17 protein-coding genes and 1 riboswitch are annotated in these 16,151 nt (G+C 72.1%); of the genes, 3 read left to right on the top strand and 14 right to left on the bottom strand.

Features of this window, described 5'->3' with window-relative positions; genetic code table 11:
* Window positions 1-23: 23 nt before the first annotated feature.
* Window positions 24-881, bottom strand: a complete 858-nt coding sequence (locus ACQEVI_RS10065; protein WP_432897696.1) for an alpha/beta hydrolase — start codon at window positions 879-881, stop codon at window positions 24-26.
* Between the two features lie 218 nt (window positions 882-1,099).
* Between ACQEVI_RS10065 and ACQEVI_RS10060 the strand changes: the two genes are divergently transcribed.
* On the top strand, window positions 1,100-1,507 hold the full coding sequence (locus ACQEVI_RS10060; RefSeq protein ID WP_432897693.1) for a carboxymuconolactone decarboxylase family protein: 408 nt from the start codon (window positions 1,100-1,102) through the stop codon (window positions 1,505-1,507).
* Window positions 1,508-1,513: 6 nt separating this feature from the next.
* Here the strand turns inward: ACQEVI_RS10060 and ACQEVI_RS10055 are convergent, their stop codons facing one another.
* Entirely contained in the window at window positions 1,514-1,894 is a 381-nt protein-coding gene (locus tag ACQEVI_RS10055; RefSeq protein ID WP_432897690.1) for a winged helix-turn-helix transcriptional regulator, read from the bottom strand.
* Window positions 1,895-2,039: 145 nt separating this feature from the next.
* On the opposite strand from ACQEVI_RS10055, the gene ACQEVI_RS10050 reads away from it, so the two are divergent.
* Together ACQEVI_RS10050 and ACQEVI_RS10045 are read left to right on the top strand one after the other, a co-directional pair.
* Window positions 2,040-2,960, top strand: coding sequence for an NAD(P)-dependent oxidoreductase (locus ACQEVI_RS10050; RefSeq protein WP_432897687.1), 921 nt, complete (start codon window positions 2,040-2,042; stop codon window positions 2,958-2,960).
* On the top strand, window positions 2,957-3,856 hold the full coding sequence (locus ACQEVI_RS10045; RefSeq protein ID WP_432897684.1) for an NAD(P)-dependent oxidoreductase: 900 nt from the start codon (window positions 2,957-2,959) through the stop codon (window positions 3,854-3,856). Before ACQEVI_RS10050 ends, ACQEVI_RS10045 begins: the two co-directional genes overlap by 4 nt.
* Here ACQEVI_RS10045 and ACQEVI_RS10040 read toward each other — a convergent pair.
* The 12 genes from ACQEVI_RS10040 to ACQEVI_RS09985 form a co-directional block, all read right to left on the bottom strand.
* Window positions 3,804-4,682: an SGNH/GDSL hydrolase family protein gene (locus ACQEVI_RS10040; RefSeq protein WP_432897681.1), complete on the bottom strand. Its 879-nt coding sequence runs from the start codon at window positions 4,680-4,682 to the stop codon at window positions 3,804-3,806. The two genes, ACQEVI_RS10045 and ACQEVI_RS10040, sit on opposite strands and share 53 nt — an antisense overlap.
* 1 nt (window position 4,683) lies before the next feature.
* Window positions 4,684-5,901, bottom strand: coding sequence for a glycosyltransferase (locus ACQEVI_RS10035; protein WP_432897678.1), 1,218 nt, complete (start codon window positions 5,899-5,901; stop codon window positions 4,684-4,686).
* Window position 5,902: 1 nt separating this feature from the next.
* On the bottom strand, window positions 5,903-7,048 hold the full coding sequence (locus ACQEVI_RS10030; protein WP_432897675.1) for a glycosyltransferase family 4 protein: 1,146 nt from the start codon (window positions 7,046-7,048) through the stop codon (window positions 5,903-5,905).
* 160 nt (window positions 7,049-7,208) lie between these two features.
* Entirely contained in the window at window positions 7,209-8,489 is a 1,281-nt protein-coding gene (locus ACQEVI_RS10025; protein WP_432897672.1) for a glycosyltransferase 87 family protein, read from the bottom strand.
* Window positions 8,490-8,582: 93 nt separating this feature from the next.
* Window positions 8,583-9,494 (bottom strand): DUF4097 family beta strand repeat-containing protein, encoded by a 912-nt coding sequence (locus ACQEVI_RS10020; RefSeq protein ID WP_432897669.1) that lies wholly within the window; start codon window positions 9,492-9,494, stop codon window positions 8,583-8,585.
* Entirely contained in the window at window positions 9,491-10,153 is a 663-nt protein-coding gene (locus tag ACQEVI_RS10015; RefSeq protein WP_432897666.1) for a response regulator, read from the bottom strand. The genes ACQEVI_RS10020 and ACQEVI_RS10015 overlap by 4 nt, the downstream gene beginning before the upstream one ends.
* Window positions 10,141-11,541 (bottom strand): histidine kinase, encoded by a 1,401-nt coding sequence (locus ACQEVI_RS10010; RefSeq protein WP_432897663.1) that lies wholly within the window; start codon window positions 11,539-11,541, stop codon window positions 10,141-10,143. The genes ACQEVI_RS10015 and ACQEVI_RS10010 overlap by 13 nt, the downstream gene beginning before the upstream one ends.
* 97 nt (window positions 11,542-11,638) lie before the next feature.
* Window positions 11,639-12,859, bottom strand: coding sequence for an acyl-CoA dehydrogenase family protein (locus ACQEVI_RS10005; RefSeq protein ID WP_432897660.1), 1,221 nt, complete (start codon window positions 12,857-12,859; stop codon window positions 11,639-11,641).
* A gap of 50 nt (window positions 12,860-12,909) precedes the next feature.
* The gene (locus ACQEVI_RS10000; protein WP_432897657.1) at window positions 12,910-14,061 is read right to left on the bottom strand and encodes a Gfo/Idh/MocA family protein; all 1,152 of its coding nucleotides are present in this window, start codon (window positions 14,059-14,061) and stop codon (window positions 12,910-12,912) included.
* 19 nt (window positions 14,062-14,080) lie between these two features.
* Window positions 14,081-14,767, bottom strand: a complete 687-nt coding sequence (gene pnuC, locus ACQEVI_RS09995) for a nicotinamide riboside transporter PnuC (RefSeq protein WP_432897654.1) — start codon at window positions 14,765-14,767, stop codon at window positions 14,081-14,083.
* Window positions 14,768-14,880: 113 nt separating this feature from the next.
* A riboswitch (FMN riboswitch) is annotated at window positions 14,881-15,018 on the bottom strand.
* Between the two features lie 116 nt (window positions 15,019-15,134).
* On the bottom strand, window positions 15,135-15,884 hold the full coding sequence (locus tag ACQEVI_RS09990) for a helix-turn-helix domain-containing protein (protein WP_432897651.1): 750 nt from the start codon (window positions 15,882-15,884) through the stop codon (window positions 15,135-15,137).
* Window positions 15,885-15,954: 70 nt separating this feature from the next.
* The gene (locus ACQEVI_RS09985; RefSeq protein ID WP_432897648.1) at window positions 15,955-16,149 is read right to left on the bottom strand and encodes a hypothetical protein; all 195 of its coding nucleotides are present in this window, start codon (window positions 16,147-16,149) and stop codon (window positions 15,955-15,957) included.
* Window positions 16,150-16,151 lie beyond the last annotated feature (2 nt).

Genomic DNA, 16,151 nt, shown 5'->3' with positions numbered 1-16,151 from the left:
GGAACGTTATCCACAGGCTGTGGTCAACCAGCCTCGGTCGGCCGCCCCAGCCACCGCAGCGCGTCCGGCAGCAGCACCCCGGCGTGGTTGGGATTGTGCCCGCCGTCGCCGAGCACGAGCCGGAAGTCGTAGTCGGCCTCGGCGAGGGCCGCGGCGACCCGCAGGTTCTCCGCGAGCCAGTTGTTGTCGGGCTGGTTCCAGCGCAGGTCCCGGTGCCCGGCCTGCATGAAGATCCGGAGGGGCTTGCGGGGCATCATGTGGATGAGTGCCGGATAGTTGTTGCCGCCCGGCAGTTGCGTGAAGCTGGACAGGAAGCCGGCGACCCGGCGAAACCGGTCCGGGTAGTGCCAGGCCACGGTCAGGGCGCAGTTCCCGCCGCTGCTGCCGCCCACGATGCTCCAGCGTTCCGGGTCGTCGGTGATCGCGAACCGCCGTCGGACCTCCGGGACGATCTCCTCGAGGAGGAAGGCGCCGTACCAGCCGTTGAAGGCGTCGTACTCGGCGTTGCGGTTCTTGCGCCGGACGGGATCCTCGATGTCCGCGAAGACGCCCGGGTCGACGAACACACCGATCGTGACGGGGATGTCGCCGCTGTGGACGAGGTTGTCCAGGACTATCCCGCCCCGGACCTCGCCGTCGGGGTCGAGGTACCACCAGCCGTCCTGGAAGACGGCGATCCCGGCCGGCTCGGCGGGGTTGTAGGCGGCGGGCACGTGGATCCAGACCTTCCGCGTGGTCCCGGGGTACGCCGGGCTCTCCCAGAGCAGCTCCACGGTGAAGCCGTGCGGCACGCCGGGCCTGCGTGCCGAGTCAGGACCGTGCTCGTACCGGACGTCCTCCTGATCGAGAGGCAGCGGAGCAAAAGGTACGTATGCGGTCACACGGCAAGCCTAGGTCGATTGTCGCGGGCCGGGACCGCCAGGCCACGGACCAGACGGCACCTCCGAGCGGGCGGATGAAAAAGCACCTTTGACCTGCGCGGACGTCTTGCGTTACAGCCTGGTCATGGGCTGGACTGGGGCTGCGCCCACCGGCGCCAGCTCCTGTGTCACTGATAGAGCCCACGCACCCGTGCCGGCAGCTCGGAAAGAGAAGGACGATGACCAAGAAAGATGCGGTGCGTGCGGAACGATTCGCGTCCGGCAAGAAGGTCCTCGACTCCGTCCATGACGACCCCGGCCACAACGTCATCGACTCCCTGGCGGACATCGCGCCCGAGCTCGGGCACCAGATCGTCGCGTGGGGTTACGGGGACATCTACGCCCGGCCCGGGCTGAAGCCCAAGCAGCGGCAGCTGGTGACCCTCGGGATCCTCACCGCGCTCGGCGGCAGCGAGGCGCAGCTCGAGGTGCACGTCGGCGCGTCGCTCAACGTCGGGCTCACCCCCGAGCAGATCATCGAGGTCTTCCTGCACAGCTCCGTCTACTGCGGGTTCCCGCGGGCGCTGAACGCGGTCGGCGTCGCGCGGAAGGTGTTCACCGAGCGCGGGCTGCTCCCGCTGGACTGAACCCCGTCACGGCCGGGGCAGCGCCGCGGCGTCGGCGTGCTCGACCAGGTCCGACCGCTCCCGCCGGATCCGCTCGACACCCCAGTCCCCGAGCGGGGCGAGGGCGGCGTTGAGCGCCCGGCCGTGCTCGGTGAGGGAGTACTCGACGCGCGGCGGCACCTCCGCGTAGACCTGACGGTGGACCAGCCCGTCCGCCTCCATCTCGCGCAGGTGCTGGGTGAGCATCTTCTCGCTGACGCCGGGCAGGCCGCGCCGCAGCTCGGCGAACCGGCGCACGCGGTGCTCGTCGAGCTCCCAGAGGATCAGGCCCTTCCACTTGCCGCTGACGACGTCCAGCGCCGCATCGATGCCGCAGATGTAAGGACCGTTACGCGGTGACATCGCCATCGGGCGCTCCTCGTGAGATGTGGGTGTGAGGTGTGGGTCGGGGTACGCACCAAATGGTAAGTACCCCAGTAAATAGTGGGTACTTCCGCGATCGTACGTCCCTCTCCGAGCATGGTCACGTCCCGACCTACCGAGGAGATCTTTGATGACCGAACCCCGAGGCACCGGCGTCACGGTGCTGGGCCTGGGCGCGATGGGCAGCGCTCTCGCCACCAGCCTGCTCGACGCCGGCCACGCAGTGACCGTGTGGAACCGCACTCCCGCCCGCGCCGCCGGCCTGAGCGCGCGGGGCGCCGAGGCGACGTCGGCGATCAGCGCGGCCGTCACGGCCAACGAGCTGATCATCGCCTGCCTGTTCGACCACGCGTCGGTGCACGAGACCCTCGACCCGGTCGTCGCCGAGCTGCGGGGGCGCACGCTGGTGAACCTGACCACCACGACGCCGAACGAGGCACGCGAGCTGGCCGCATGGGCGGCCGGGCACGGCGTTGCCTACCTCGACGGCGCGATCATGGCGACCCCGCACATGATCGGCGCCCCGGAGGCCTCGATCCTGTACAGCGGCACCCGGGAGGTCTTCGAAGCCGTCCGGCCGGTGATCGACCGGTGGGCGACGAGCACCTACGACGGCGAGGACCCCGGCCTGGCCTCGCTGTTCGACCTGGCGCTGCTCTCGGGCATGTACACGATGTTCGCCGGGTTCCTCCACGGTGCCGCGATGGCCGGATCCGCGGGCATGAGCGCCACGGACTTCGCGGCGCGCGCGACGCCGTTCCTCAGCGCGATGACGTTCGGCTTCGCCTCCGACGCGCGCGTGATCGACGGCGGCGACTACACCGTCGCCGGTCAGCAGAGCCTGGACTTCTCCGACCTCAGCCACATAGTGCGCGCGAGCGAGGAGCAGGGCGTCGCGCCGACACCCATCGCCGCGGTACAGGAGCTGATCAGCAAGCAGATCGCCCAGGGCCACGGCGCCGAGGCCTTCGCCAGGATCTACGAGAGCCTCCGCACCGACCGCACAGAACACGCCCACAGCAGCGCCGAACTCACGGAGGCCCACCGATGAACGCACCCGTCACTCTCATCGGCCTCGGCCCGATGGGGCAGGCGATGGTCCACGCCCTGCTGCGCGCGGGGCACCCGGTCACCGTCTGGAACCGGACCCCGAGCCGGGCCACCGACGTCGTCGCGGCCGGCGCCACCCTCGCCGCCACACCCGCCGACGCCCTCGCGGCGAGCAAGCTCGTCATCCTGAGCCTCACCGACTACCAGGCGATGCACGACATCCTGGGCCCCGCGGCGGAGGCGCTCGCGGGCCGGACGCTCGTGAACCTCAGCTCGGACTCGCCGGAGCGCACCCGCGAGGGCGCCGCGTGGGCCCAGGCGCACGGTGCGCGTTTCCTGACCGGCGGCGTCATGACGCCGGCGCCGATGGTCGGCACCGAGGCCGCGTACGTCTACTACAGCGGGCCCAGCGACCTGATGGAGGCCAACCGGGAGACGCTCGCGACGATCGGCGCGCCGCGCTATCTCGGGGAGGACCTGGGGCTGGCGCAGCTCATGTACCTGGCCAACCTCGACGTGTTCCTGACCTCTCTCGCGTCGCTCATGCACGCCACGGCGCTGCTGGAGTCCAGCGGGGTCACGGCCTCGGCAGCGCTGGAGGAGCTGATGCTCACCCTGGTCGGCGTGGGGGAGATGCTGTCGGTCGGCGGGAGCCCCGGCGCCGAGATCGACGCCGGCGAGTACCCCGGGGACCTGAGCACTGCCACCATGATGGGCGCGACGGCGGACCACGTGGTCGCCGCGAGCGAGGCCGTCGGCGTCGACACGACCCTGCCCGCGGCGGTCCAGGCGTACTACACCTGGGTCCGCGACAACGGTCACGGGGGCGACAACTGGACCCGGATCATCGACGCGATGCGGCCGCGTAACGGGTCCGGCGGGGTGCCTGCGACCTGACGTCGTGCACGACGGCCCGGAGCAGGCCGGGAAGGAAGTCCCGGCCCCTGCGCACGCACCAGGGCAGTCCGGCCCGAAGCAGCCAGACCACCCGCTCCACCACGGACGGCGGCTCGGGCGCGACGGGCAGCCGCCCCCGGGCCTCGGCTGATGAGAACGGGGTTGTGTACGTGATGGACGACGTCGCGTGCACAACCCCGTTCTCGGACCCCGGGCCCGTGGACAGGGCGGATGCCGCTGACAGGGCCAGGGTCCGGTGGCCCAGCGGGGACGGGTGGACACGGTCGATGTGCCACGCCCTGGAACCGGCCGGTGCGATCCCCCGCGCGGCGTCGACGACGACCACCCACCCGGGCGCCGAGCTCGCCACCTCCTCCACCGCCGCGTTGATCGACGCCACCCGGCGCCGCATCACGCGTCGCACCAGCCGCGGGCAGAGCTCGAACAGGCCGATGACCGGCAGCAGCACGAGCACGACGTCGGTACCGGCGCGGCACAGCTCGCCGACGGTCCGGTGCAGGTCCGCGAGCGTGTGCCGGGCGTCGAAGTCGCTGCGGAGCACGTCGTTGCCGCCGACCAGCACGGTGGCGAGGTGCGGCCGGAGTGCCAGGGCGGCGGTGAGCTGCGTGCCGACGACGTCGCGGGAGCGGGCGCCCTCGGTGGCCAGGTTGATGAACGTCTCCGCACCGAGCACGGTGGCGAGATGTGCTGCCCAGCCGGGGCCGTGCACGGCGTCGGGTCCGACCGTGTCACCGACGCCCACGGTGATCGAGTCGCCGAGGGCGACGAGTCGGAAGCCGCGCTCACGTCCCGCCGGCGGCGTCATCTCACCGATGCCCCACAGGGCCCGTGCTGATCGGGTCCGGCCTCAGGTCGAAGGCCCTGCGGGAGTGCAGCTCGAGCATCGCGTCGCCGGTGGCGCTCCACGGGAACAGCTCCGCACGCGCCCGGGCGGCCTTGCGACGTTCGTCGACGTCGCGGTCCAGCACCTCGTGCAGCGCGAGGGCGAGCGCCGCGGCGTCCGGCGGTGCGGCGGCACCGGCGGTACCGACCACCTCGGGCAGGGCGCTCGACGAGCTGCAGACGACCGGCGTCCCGGACGCCAGCGCCTCGAGCGCCGCGAGCCCGAACGTCTCGATCGGCCCGGGGGCGATGACGACGTCGGCGCAGGTCAGCAACGTTGCGAGCCGGTCGCGGTCCGGGACGAACGACAGGAACCGGTGCGGCAGGCCGGCGGCCTCGGCCCGGCGTCGCATCTTCGGCAGGAGCGGCCCGGCACCCGCGACGACGAGCCGCACGGGCCGGCCGTCCCGCACGAGCTGTGCGGCGGCGTCGATCGCGAGGTCCGGTCGCTTCTCCGTGGACTGGCGGCTCGCGAGCACGATGAGCGCGGTGCCGGGCGGTGCGTACAGCGCGCGGGCCTCGTCGGAGTACCGGTCGGGCCGGAACCGCTCCAGGTCGACGCCGAGGGGTACCCGGTAGAGCGGCGGGAGCACGGCGGACCGGTGGCGTTCGGCCAGGCGTTCCACCTCGCCGGCCGCGAAGTGGGTCGTGGCCACCAGCCGGTCGAACCGGGTGAGCGTGGCGAGGTTGTACCGGTCGGCCAGGGCCGGCGCCGCGGCCGCGCCGAGCGTGGCCGCCGCGCCGCCCGCCGCGGCACCGGGGATCCAGGAGCGCAGCACCCCGTCGACCCGCTCGTGCAGCATCATCAGCGACGGGACGCCGGCCTCGCGGGCCCAGTCGCCCAGCCCCGCGAGCGTGGTGCGGTCGCTCACCTCGAGCCGGTCGGGTGCGAGCGTCTCGAGCAGGCCACGCATCTTGCCCGGCTGCACGACCGCGCGGTAGCCGCCCGAGAACGGCACGCGCGGCGCGGCGAGCGTGACCACCCGGATGCCGTCCACGAGCGATACGCCGTCCCGCTTGCCCGGCACGACGAGCACGGGTTCGTGCCCCCGGGACAGGTACTGCCCGGCCATGGCGTGCATAGCGGTTCGGATACCCCCGGAACGGGGGCTGTAGAAGTTCGCGACGTGGACGATTCGCAAGTCAAACCTCCGCTGAGCCGGCTCTCGCGTGCACCCGGACCGCGTCCTCGTAGTGGCCCATGAGCTCGGAGCAGATGTCGTGCCACGTGCGGCCCTCGGCGCGCTCCCGAGCCGAGGTGCCGAAGGCGCGCCGCTTGCGTTCGTCGCCCACCAGGTCGACGACGCGGGCGCGGAGCGCCTCGTGGTCACCTGGAGGGTACAGCCAGCCGTCGTGGGAGTGCCGCACGATGTCCAGCGGGCCACCCGCGGCGGGTGCCACGACCGGGACCCCGCTGGCGTGCGCCTCCTGCAGCGTCTGGCCGAAGGTCTCGAGCTCGCCCGGGTGCACGAACACGTCGAGGCCGGCCATCGCCCGGGACAGCTCGGCCCCGCGCAGCAGGCCGGTGAAGTGGGCCTCCGGGAGAACCTGCTGCAGGTGCTCCCGCTCGGGCCCGTCGCCGACGATCACGAGCCGTACGCCCGGCAGGTCCTGCACCACACGCAGCGCCTCGACCTGCTTCTCGGCGGCGAGCCTGCCCACGTAGCCCACGAGGATCTCGCGGCCGGCGCCGACCTCGCGGCGCCAGGCCTCGTCCCGGAACCGCGGGTGGAACACCTCCGTGTCGACCCCGCGGCCCCAGAGCCGCAGGTTGGGGATGCCGTGCTCCTCCAGCTGCCGCATGGTCGCCGTGGACGGCGCGAGCGTCATCGTCGCGCGGTCGTGGATGTCCTTCACCCGCTTCCACAGCAGCGGCTCGAAGCCGCCCAGCCCGTAGCGCGCCGCGTAGCCGGGCACCTCGGTCTGGTAGACGGCGACGCTCGGCAGCCGCAGTCGCTCGGCGGCCAGGATGCCGCGCCACCCGAGGATGAACGGCGACGCCAGGTGGACGACGTCGGGCGCGAACGTCGCCAGCGTGCGTTCGGTGCGCCACTTCTTGCCGACGACGACCCGCACGTCCGGGTACCCGGGAAAGCCGATGGAGCCGAGCTCGACGACCGGGGCGCCGCTGACGAAGGGAGGGACATGACCGATCGAGGCGTCGGCATCGGGCGCGAGGACCATTGCCTGGTCCCCCCGCTCATGCAGGTGCTCGAGAACCCGCAGGACGGAATTCGTGACCCCGTTGACCTGCGGGAGGAAACTCTCCGCAACGATGGCTACTCGCACGTTACGAACCTGCCGGTCGCCGGTGTCCGGACGGAGTCCTCAGTGCGGCGAGTCGAGGAACGGGTGGCGTCGAGACGGTAACCGCTACAGACGATGTCACGTCCATGACCGTAGCCGAGCCGTCGTGCAACTGGCACGACGAACCCCTTGAACGGCCCCCTCAACTCGTTCTGGAGACCGCCCGACGTGACCAGGCGACCTGAACCAGCCGGACGATCGCCCCGATCATCAGCGCCACGAGAAGCACGTTGCGCAGGGCTCCGATGCTCGTGGCCAACGGGAACCCGCCCAGGAACTCGCCGTACTGGAGCGGGTAGATCTCCATGGTGAGCCGGGCGACCACGATGGTGCCGAGAGCGGGCAGGAACCAGGTGCGGCGGGTGCCCTGGCTGCGGGTTCCGAGCGCGATCGCCGCGGCGATGGGCGGCCCGATCCACGCGATGAACTGCGGGGAGCCCACCTTGTTGAAGACGATGAGGGCCAGCAGCTCCGCGGCGGCACCGATCAGCAGGACGTCACCCACGCGGTCGGGTCGACGTCGTGCCGCCCACCAGACGAGTGCCGCGATCAGCAGCGCGGCGACGGGGAGCGCGACGTCGAGCGCCTGCGCCATGGCGTCGGCCTGTGCGCCCTGTACCTCGTACGTGTAGATGACGTTGTCGTACTCGACCCGGATCGAGGGGTCCCACAGCCGTGCGATCGTGAACGGCGTGGCGCCGACCGCCTCGACCTGCAGCTGGCGGTCGCCCTGCTCCCCGAACACGTCGAGGACGTTGTCCTGCCCGCCGCCCGCGAAGGCGACACCGACGACCACCGCGCACACCGCGGCGCCCGGCAGCACCACGTTCCGGAGAAACCCCTTGGCGCCCGACGCCGTCGCGGCCAGCGCGAGGGCCACCGCACCCGGGGCGATCTTGATCCAGGCGCCGACGGTGGCCAGCGCCATCGCCAGCGCCGGGCGCCGGGCCGCGATGAGCAGCGCCACGAGGATGATCGGCGCGAGCAGGCCGTCGAGCCGGCCGATCCAGATGGGCCCGAGCGCCATGAGGAACGCGAGCCAGAACCAGACGGCGACCCGTCCGCGCGGGCGTGCCCGGCCGAGCACCAGCACCGCGCCGGCGTTCGCGACGGTGACGAGGCCCATCCACACCCAGCCGTAGGCGTGCGTGGAGTCGGTGAACAGTGCGGGAACCACCATGGGCGCGAGAGCGCCGAGCGGATAGACCCAGTCGTAGTCGAAGACCGGCCACGACCCGGTGCTCATGCCGTTGCGGACCCACCACTCGTACAGACCCACGTCGCCGAGGATCTGCGGCTCGAAGACCCACGCCTGCAGGATGATCCAGGCGTGGGCCAGCACGAAGCCGATCCACAGGGCCGGCCACGAGGTGAGCACATGGTTGGCGGACCGCAGGACGTCCTTGCCCACGGACTTGGGCATTGGCTTGGGTGTTGGCTTGGGCGTTGGCGAAATGTCTGACGCGCTCGGCACGGCCACATCCTTGCACGTGCTGGATGACGGACCTGCCCGGGGCTACCGGTCGAGGTAGGCCACGTCGCCGTTCGAGCTGCGGATCTCGACCGTGCGCTCGGCATCCGGGTCGGTGGATCCCTCGATGATCTGGTCGCCGTTCGACGTGTCGATGGTCAGGGCCACGGGCTCGCCGTCGCCGATGACCGTGACCTCGCCGTTGCTGGACACGGCGTCGACGTCGCCGTCGACCCCGGAGATGTCCACCGAGCCGTTGCTGGTCTCCGCGGAGGCGTCGCCGGTCACCGAGTCGATGGTGATCTCGCCGTTGCTGCTGTCGGCGGTGACCGTGCCGTCCACGTCGACGACCGAGATCTCGCCGTTCGACGTCGAGGCGTCCACGTCGGCCTCGGAGCCGTTGACGTCGATGTCGCCGTTGCTGGAGCGGGCGTTCAGCGGGCCGGTGAGCCCGGTGGCCTCGACGTCGCCGTTGCTCGTGTCCAGGGACAGGTCGCCGGCCAGGCCGGCCGCCACGATGTCGCCGTTCTCCGTGCGGATCACGACCGCGGTGCCGGCCGGCAGCACGACGTCGAGCTCGCCCGAGCAGCGCGGGAGGGGGGTGAACCACCCGCACCGGTGCGTCAGCTCGAGCCGGCTCGCGGACTCGTCCGCCGAGAACGTGGGCTCCCGCAGACCGCTGTGCGCTATGACGTCGACCTCGATGTCGCCCTCGGCTGCGGCGACCGTGACGTCGCCGTCGGCCACGAGCACGACGCTGTCCACCGCGTCGTAGGACCGGTGGGTGGTGCGGGTCTCCGACATCATCAGGTCGGTCAGGAACAGTGCGCCGAAGACGATCGCCACGAGGGCGAGGGCGATGCCGGCGCTCGCCAGGACGCGGCCGGTGGCCCCGGGCTGCGGCGGCTCCGGTGCGTCGACGAGGACCGGGGCATCCTGGGGATATGGCTGGTTCATGAGCGGGATCCGTTCTGGTCGAGCCAGCGCAGCACGGCGAGCACCCGGCGGTGGTCGTCGGCGGCCGGCGGGAGGCCGAGCTTGTTCAGGATGTTGGTGACGTGCTTCTCCACGGCGGCCAGCCCCACGACGAGGCGGTCCGCGATGGCGGCGTTGGAACGGCCCTCGGCCATGAGCGCGAGCACCTCGCGCTCCCGCCGGGTCAGGACGTCGAGGTCGGAGCCGGGGTGGCGCGCGATGATCTGGGTGACCACCTCGGGGTCGACGACGGTGCCGCCGCCCGACACCCTGGCCACCGCGTCGAGGAACTCGTCGACGTCGGCCACGCGGTCCTTGAGCACGTAGCCCAGGCCGCGGGCGCCGCGCGCGAACAGCTCGGTCGCGTAGCTCTGCTCCACGTACTGCGACAGCACGAGGACCGGCAGGTCGGGGTGCAGGCTGCGCAGGTGCACGGCGGCGCGCAGCCCCTCGTCGGTGTGCGACGGCGGCATCCGGACGTCCGTGACGATCAGGTCCGGCAGCTCGACGTCGGGCGTGGAGAGTGCACGGACGAGCTCGTCCGCGGTGCCGTACCCCGTCACGGTGTGTCCCTCGGCGGCGAGCAGCCGCGTGAGGCCGTCCAGGAGGAGGACGGAGTCCTCAGCGATCACGATGCGCACGGGACCTCCACGGTCAGGCGGGTGCCCGCACCGGGCGGGCTGTCGAGCTCGAACGTTCCGTCGAGGGCCAGGACCCGGCCACGCAGGCCTTCGAGGCCGCTGCCGTGGGACAGCTCGGCACCGCCACGGCCGTCGTCGTGCACGGTGATGCGCAGGCGCACCGGGGCGTCGTCGGGTACGAGGACCGCCGCTACCCGGACGGAGTCCGCGCCGGCGTGCTTGGCGACGTTGGTCAGGGCCTCGGCGACCACGAAGTAGGCGGCGGCCTGCGCGGCGGCGCTCGCGGGCGACAGGTCACCGGTCACCTCGACACGTACGGGTACCGGGCTGCGCCCCGCGAGGGCGGAGAGCGCGGCGTCGAGGCCGCGGTCGGAGAGGACCGCGGGGTGGATGCCGCGCACGAGGTCGCGCAGCTCGGCGAGCGTCTCCTTGATCTCGCGGTGCGCGAGCTCCAGGGCGGCGACCGCGTGCTCAGGGTTCTTGTCGGCCAGCCGACGGGCCACGCCGAGCTCGACCCCGAGGGCGACGAGGCGCTGCTGGGCGCCGTCGTGCAGGTCGCGTTCGATGCGGCGGCGTTCGGTGTCGGCCGCCGAGACCACCGCGGTGCGCGACTCGGTGAGGACCGCCGCCCGCTCACGGGCGGTGTGCGCGGACGCCTCGGCGAGACGTGTCTCCTGCTCGGCGACGGCGGCGCGGGCGTGGGCGATGTCCGCGGCGGACGGCCCGAGCAGGGACGTCGCGAGGCGCAGGACGAGATACGACCCGTACTGCGCGAGGGTGGCCGCGGCCCACACGAGCACGACGGCGCCGGCGAGCGCACCGACGACGGTGGCGGGCCACGAGAGTCCGGACCAGGCAGCGAGGGCGCTGTCCCGGCCGACCGCCACGAACACGAGCGCGGCGGCGGCACCGCCGACCAGCGCCGCGGCGGCCGCGAAGAACACGGTGCTGACCAGCATCGTCAGGAAGGCGTAGAGCGTGGCGGCCCACGCGCGGTCGTCGCGGACCGGCGCCCACAGCGTCGACCCGCGCCTGCGCCGGGCGGGGACCTGGAGCGGCGGCGGGGCGGGGATCGTGAGCCCCGTCTGGGTGGCGATGCGGGCGCGCTCGACCCCGCCGAACCACCGCGCGCCGATCAGGGCTCCGGCGAGGAGCGGCACCCCGATGCCGAGCGCCGGGACGAGGCCCGCGGACACCACGACGAGGACCCACAGGACCAGCCCGCCCGTCAGGTGCCAGATCCAGCCGACGGCGAGGGCGGCGAAGGCACGCCAGGTGGCTGCGTCGTACGGCGCCCGGAAGAACGCGGAGGCCGAGACGAGTGCGGGCGCGACGTGGTCCTCGAGGGTGCGGGGCTGGGGCGGCGTCGGGCCGTCATCGCTGGTCATGTGCATGACACTAGGCCGACGCGCAGCCCCGCGACATGCTGTCGGCCCACGGCACGAGGGTGGGGTTTCCCCTACCCCCGGCCCGTCGGCGGAGCGATCAGGCGAACGCGCTGGTGCCCGTGATGTCGCGACCGATGATCAGCGCCTGCACGCTCTCGGTGCCCTCGTAGGTGTGCAGGGCCTCGATGTCGGTGAAGTGCCGGGCCACGCGGTTCTCCAGCAGGATGCCGTTGCCCCCGAGCAGGTCGCGGGCGATCGCCGCGATCTCGCGGGCGCCCCGCGTGCAGGTGTACTTGGCGAGCGAGGCCTGCGGGCCCGTGAGCTGCTCGGCCTCGTCGAGCCGCGTCATCTGCTTCACGAGCAGCTGGATCTGCGTGAGGATCGACAGCATCCTGGTGAGGCGCTCCTGCACCATCTGGCTCGCGGCCAGCGGGCGGCCGAACTGCGTGCGCTGCTTCGAGTAGGCCACCGCCGACTCGTAGCACGCGACGGCCTGGCCGACGGCCTGCCAGGCGACGCCGAGGCGGGTCGCGAACAGGACCCGTCCGGTGTCCTTGAAGGTACGGGCCTTCGGCAGGAGGTTCTCGGCCGGGACGAACACGTCGGTCAGCACGATGTGCGCCTGGTGGATGGCGCGCAGCGAGACCTTGCCCTCGATGGTCGTCGCCGCGTAGCCGGGGGCGTCCTGCGGCACGACGTAGCCGTGCACCTGGCCGTCCTCACCACGTGCCCACACGACAGTGATGTCGCCGATCGAGCCCAGGCCGATCCACTTCTTCTCGCCGTTGATGACGTAGCCCTCGACGCCGTCCCGCGTCGCCTGCACGGCGGAGGTCTCCAGACCCACCGAGTCCGAGCCGTGCGTGGGCTCGGTGAGCGCGAACGCGCCGAGGATCTCGCCGCGGGCCATGGGGCCCGCGTACTTCTCGATCTGCTCGTCGGAGCCGAGCATCACTATCGAGCGCAGCGCGAGGCCGCCCTGCACACCGCAGATGGTGGAGACCGAGCCGTCGCCGCGCGACATCTCCATCGCGGCCAGACCCTCGGCCATCTTGGAGATCCTCGGGTAGCCGGGCACGTCCACGCCGTCGCGCAGGAAGTCCAGCTCGGCCATGCGCTTGACCAGGTCCATCGGGACCTCGTACCGCTCCCAGTAGCCGTCGATGACCGGCAGGACCTCGTCCTGCACGAACTGGCGGACGGCGAGCTGGTGGGCCCGCTCCTCCTCCGTCACGTCGGCGAAGGCGCCCGCGAAGTCGATGTCGAGCGGTTGCGAGACGTCGTAGTCGGGCGCCGTCACACCTGGGGTCTGAGTCATGTCATCCATGGTGCTCCGATACCGGATCTCAGGTCAAGCGATACTACGTCTCACGCAAGCGAGGGTCCGGCGTGGCGGCAGGCCTGCCCGTGGGCCCACGGCTGCGGCCGGGTCCGCACCCGTTCGCCCGACGCCGCCGCGTGCCGCACCTCGAGCTGGAGGTACTGGTCCTGCGCGGCCTCGGCCACGGAGTACGGCGACGGCGCGCCGTGCAGCACGTGGTCGGCCATGTCGGCGACGATGCGCGCGATCGACAGCTCGTCGTCGGGCAGGCGGGCCGGCCGGAACTCGTTGCGGTACAGCCAGCCGCCGTCGAGCGTGTAGCCGCGCAGGAACAGGCCCTCGTGGCTGCCGGCCCCACCCGCGGCCACCCGCTCCAGCGTGGAACGCCGGGGCAGCCCGTCGGCGCCGACGTGCCGCACGACGTCGTCGCGCAGCTCGCCGCGCTCACCGCGGACCGACAGCGCGGGGGAGCGGACCCAGGAGCGGTACTGGACGTCGTCGAACTCGTAGGTGCCGAGCCGGCCGCCGAAGTCCAGCCACGCGGTCGCGTGCACCGTGTCGACGAGGCCCAGGTCCTCGGGATCGCCCGAGCGGGAGGGGCTCGGCAGCACCCGGCGCGCATCGCGCCGGGCCGTGATCACCGCGTCCTCGAAGGTGATGCCCAGGGCCCGGCGCAGCACGCTGAGGCCGTGGTAGTCGTGGGCCACGGCGACGTGCGCGTCCGTCACGGTGCCCAGCAGCCCCGAGCCGGCGACCGCGAGCTGCGCCCCGACCAGCGGTTCCAGGTGGTACTGCTCGGCGACGTGCACGCAGGCGCCGTCGTCCACGAGCTGCTGCAGCGCCGTCAGCTCCTCGACGGTGCCCGCAGCGGGTGTCTCCGTCAGGACGGGGACGCCCGCTACGGCGAGGTCGCGGATCACCGGCTGGGCCGCGCCGGCGGGCAGGGTCAGCAGGACGACGTCGGGCCGGCCGCCGGCGAGCAGCTCGGGCACCGAGGCGTAGGCGGGCGCCGGGAGCCCGGGCAGGCCCGCGGCGGGGAGGCCGCGGACCGCCAGCTCCGCGCGGTCCGCCGCGTTGCGGGTGGCCACGCCGACCGCCTCGAAGCGGTCCGGCAGCGCGTGCAGCACCCGCAACATGGTCCGGGCCCGGAAGCCCGAGCCGACGATCCCGATCCTGGCCGTGCGGTCCCGTGAGGTCACGGAGCCCGACGCTACGCCCTCAGGCGGTGGCGACCGTCTCCTCGTCCGGCGCCGCGCCCTCGCGGCGGCTGATGCGCCACCACGCGAAGAACCCGAACAGGGTGAACAGGCCGTAGATCACGTACATCAGCGCGGTCGCCCAGTACCCGGCCGAGAACAGGAGCGGGACGCCGACGAGGTCGACGGCCACCCAGATCAGCCAGAACTCGACCCAGCCCTTGGCCATGCCGTAGGTCGCGAGCACGGAGCCCATGAAGATCCAGGCGTCGGCCCAGACCGGCTCGTACGAGCCGAGGGCACGGAAGAGCGGGGTGAGCAGCAGCGTGCCGGCGAACATGCCGGTCACCAGGCCCACGCGGGCCTGCCAGGACGCCCACCGGGGGTGCACGGCGACCGTGCCGACGCCGCCCATCCGCTGGGTCTGGCGCCAGCGGTACCAGCCGTAGACCGACACGGCGATGAACATGATCTGCCGGCCGGCCTGGCCGAGCATGTCCGCTCGTGTCGCGTCACCGAACCATGAGCCCATGAACACCGTGAAGAGCAGGATGTTGCCCACGATGCCCACCGGCCAGGCCCACACCTTGCGGCGCAGGCCGCCGAGCGCCGACGTCAGCCCGAACAGGTTGCCGATGACCTCGCGCCAGTAGATCTGCTGGTCGGCAACCAGGAACGTCGCGTCATAGGCGGCGCGGAACCAGTCCATGTCTCTTCCCTCTCCGAAGGTCCGCACACGGGGACTCCGGGGTGAGGGTCGGCGCGCCACAAGGACACCGACGACGACGCGAGACGGCACCCCGAGGGGTGGCGGCGCGCGCCGCACGTGCTTCCTCCCATCCGGACTTTAACCGTCGGTCCTGGAGTTTCACCAGGTCAACCGGGCCTCTCCCGAAGGAGCGACCCGGGTCGCGGACTGTCACCGCCGGCTCGGAATTTCACCGACCCCGGAGCACGTGTGCATCTGCTGCACTTGAACTACTGCACTGTCTACTTCACTACGGCTAGCGGAACACAGGATGCCACGGCGTCATTCCCGGCCGGAAGGCCTCAGGCGCGCACGCAGGGTGAGCCCACTACGCGAGCGCTTCCCGGACCGCGCGAGCGACCTCGTCCGGCCCGGCCCCGCCCGAGACGACGGTCACGACCACCCGGCGGCCGGAGGAGGCGCCGCCGCCCGCCGGCGCGTGGCCGGCGGCGCCGAGGACGGCGGCCCGCCGCAGGTCGGCGAACGCCTCCTCGAGCTCGGGCCGCAGCTCGAGCGACGGCGTGCGCAGCCAGCGCCGCAGTATCGCGTTGTGCACGGCGACGACGGACGCCGCGAACGCGATCGACGCCGTGGACGTCGATCGTTCCGGCGGCAGCGTGTCGCGCAGGTAGTGGGTGAACGCCCGCTCGTAGCGGTGCGTGGTGATGAGCTCACGGTCGCGCAGGGCAGGGACCTGCTGCAGCAGGGCGTACCGGGCGAGCGACGTCTCGCGCTGGCCCACGTGGTGGTCGAACACCATGCGTGCCGCGCGGCACACCTCGAGGTACGGGTCGATGTCAGGGTCCCAGGCACGGCCGAGGTCGTGCCCGGACTCCTCACTGGTGCGGGCGTCGGGGCGAGTGGCGGCCAGCATCACCACCACCTCCTCGAGCAGGAGCTCGTGGTCGGCGAAGACCACGTCCTCCTTCGAGCGGTACCGGCGGAAGAACGTGGCCCGGCTGACCTTTGCGGCGTCGGCGATCTCCTCGACGGTGGTCCCCTCGTACCCCTGCCGGGTGAACAGGTCCACCGCGACGTCTACTGCCTGCGCATGCGTATGGGTACGGACGGCGGTCATGCCAGGCAGGCTACCGCGTACCCCTCGGGCCGCGGGAAAAATCCTTGAGCGATACGTGGTGGTCAAGGCGTTAGTTTTCCGGGTCGGGGATCTTGCCGGACCTGAGTCTGTGCAGGTAGCGCACCTCGCGCACGGCCATCAGGAGGCCGACGCCACCGGGCACGGCCGACCACGGATGGCCCAGCACAACTCCGACAAGGCACACCAGAAAGATCACCCCGCCGCCGACGACGGTGGCGAGACTCGCCCAACGGATCCCGGTCACGC

The sequence above is a fragment of the Promicromonospora sp. CA-289599 genome (assembly GCF_050936155.1).
Lineage (GTDB): Bacteria > Actinomycetota > Actinomycetes > Actinomycetales > Cellulomonadaceae > Promicromonospora.
This window is presented reverse-complemented; position numbering and strand designations above follow the sequence as displayed.